At 40.3% G+C, this 683-nt stretch carries 1 rRNA gene; it reads left to right on the forward strand.

Features of this window, described 5'->3' with window-relative positions:
• Positions 1 to 239: ribosomal RNA gene (locus tag L1D22_RS22245) — 16S ribosomal RNA — on the forward strand; the annotation flags it as partial.
• Positions 240 to 683: the final 444 nt, after the last annotated feature.

Below are 683 nucleotides of genomic sequence, written 5' to 3' on the forward strand. Positions count from 1 at the left end.
ATTGGAGTCTGCAACTCGACTCCATGAAGTCGGAATCGCTAGTAATCGTGAATCAGAATGTCACGGTGAATACGTTCCCGGGCCTTGTACACACCGCCCGTCACACCATGGGAGTGGGCTGCAAAAGAAGTGGGTAGTTTAACCTTTCGGGGAGGACGCTCACCACTTTGTGGTTCATGACTGGGGTGAAGTCGTAACAAGGTAGCCCTAGGGGAACCTGGGGCTGGATCACCTCCTTATACGAAGATACTCACGACAAGTGTCCACACAGATTGATGGTTTAGATTTAGTTAAAGCCAGAGCTTTAATTAATAACGTAAGTTATTGATTAAAGCTTTTTGCTTTATGCTCTTTAACAATTTGGAAAGCTGACTGATTGATTACTTACGAGTAATTCAATCAAATTTAAAAGTTCTCAATGTTTATCTTTATTGATAAACACAACAAACACATTCAAGTGTCTTGTATTCGAATCAAACTTAGTTTGATTCACAATTGAGTCCGGCAAACAGTCATCAGGAATTAACCCTTCTTGATGACAAGCAAAAACCTTGGTTAGTTGCCATACTAGTTTGTTTTCACTCCTGTTTGTCTTCACTTTTTAAAAGTGAAAATAAAAAGGAAAGTGAAAGTAAAACAGAGACCCTTTCGGGTTGTATGGTTAAGTGACTAAGCGTACACGG

The sequence above is a fragment of the Vibrio sp. Isolate34 genome, assembly GCF_022397915.1.
GTDB lineage: Bacteria > Pseudomonadota > Gammaproteobacteria > Enterobacterales > Vibrionaceae > Vibrio.